Consider the following 1,814-nt stretch of genomic DNA (forward strand, 5'->3'; position numbering starts at 1 on the left):
CCCCCCTTGACGCAAACACCACACACGTGATGCCCACACAAAAAAGAGTCAGGCGCCAAACAAGAAACAAACCATTCGTTGCTTCATGCCCCAACAGTGTGTCAACACCCCCACCTTCAAGAAGCCACAACCACCCTTCCAACAACAACACACAGTGCTATCGCGTACTAACCTGGTCACAGCCACCCAAAAGCAGGAGACATTTTGCTGATATTCCACCCATGAGCACCACCCACCAACACGCACGGCTGGTCAGGGCGGCAATTATATGCTCCTTAGAAAGGAGGTGATCCAGCCGCACCTTCCGGTACGGCTACCTTGTTACGACTTAGTCCTAATCGCCAGTCCCACCTTCGACGGCTCCATCCCACAAGGGGTTAGGCCACCGGCTTCGGGTGTTACCAACTTTCATGACTTGACGGGCGGTGTGTACAAGGCCCGGGAACGTATTCACCGCAGCGTTGCTGATCTGCGATTACTAGCGACTCCGACTTCATGGGGTCGAGTTGCAGACCCCAATCCGAACTGAGACCGGCTTTTTGGGATTAGCTCAACCTCACAGTATCGCAACCCATTGTACCGGCCATTGTAGCATGCGTGAAGCCCAAGACATAAGGGGCATGATGATTTGACGTCGTCCTCACCTTCCTCCGAGTTGACCCCGGCAGTCTCCCATGAGTCCCCACCATCACGTGCTGGCAACATAGAACGAGGGTTGCGCTCGTTGCGGGACTTAACCCAACATCTCACGACACGAGCTGACGACAACCATGCACCACCTGTGAACCAGCCCCAAAGGGGAAGAACTATCTCTAGCCCGATCTGGCACATGTCAAGCCTTGGTAAGGTTCTTCGCGTTGCATCGAATTAATCCGCATGCTCCGCCGCTTGTGCGGGCCCCCGTCAATTCCTTTGAGTTTTAGCCTTGCGGCCGTACTCCCCAGGCGGGGCACTTAATGCGTTAGCTACGGCGCGGAAAACGTGGAATGTCCCCCACACCTAGTGCCCAACGTTTACGGCATGGACTACCAGGGTATCTAATCCTGTTCGCTCCCCATGCTTTCGCTCCTCAGCGTCAGTTACAGCCCAGAGACCTGCCTTCGCCATCGGTGTTCCTCCTGATATCTGCGCATTTCACCGCTACACCAGGAATTCCAGTCTCCCCTACTGCACTCTAGTCTGCCCGTACCCACCGCAGATCCGGAGTTAAGCCCCGGACTTTCACGACAGACGCGACAAACCGCCTACGAGCTCTTTACGCCCAATAATTCCGGATAACGCTTGCGCCCTATGTATTACCGCGGCTGCTGGCACATAGTTAGCCGGCGCTTCTTCTGCAGGTACCGTCACAAAAAGCTTCTTCCCTACTGAAAGAGGTTTACAACCCGAAGGCCGTCATCCCTCACGCGGCGTCGCTGCATCAGGCTTTCGCCCATTGTGCAATATTCCCCACTGCTGCCTCCCGTAGGAGTCTGGGCCGTGTCTCAGTCCCAGTGTGGCCGGTCACCCTCTCAGGCCGGCTACCCGTCATCGCCTTGGTAAGCCACTACCTCACCAACAAGCTGATAGGCCGCGAGTCCATCCAAAACCAATAAATCTTTCCACCAACCACCATGCGATGATCAGTCATATCCAGTATTAGACCCAGTTTCCCAGGCTTATCCTGAAGTCAAGGGCAGGTTACTCACGTGTTACTCACCCGTCCGCCACTCATCCACAAGATGCAAGCACCCTGCTTCAGCGTTCGACTTGCATGTGTTAAGCACGCCGCCAGCGTTCATCCTGAGCCAGGATCAAACTCTCCGCAAAAAAAA

General features: G+C 55.1%; 1 rRNA gene. It reads right to left on the minus strand.

What is annotated here, in order from left to right:
* Positions 1-279: 279 nt before the first annotated feature.
* Positions 280-1,809 (minus strand): 16S ribosomal RNA (locus ACFFFR_RS03885).
* Positions 1,810-1,814: the final 5 nt, after the last annotated feature.

The sequence above is a fragment of the Micrococcoides hystricis genome, assembly GCF_042434215.1.
Lineage (GTDB): Bacteria > Actinomycetota > Actinomycetes > Actinomycetales > Micrococcaceae > Micrococcoides > Micrococcoides hystricis.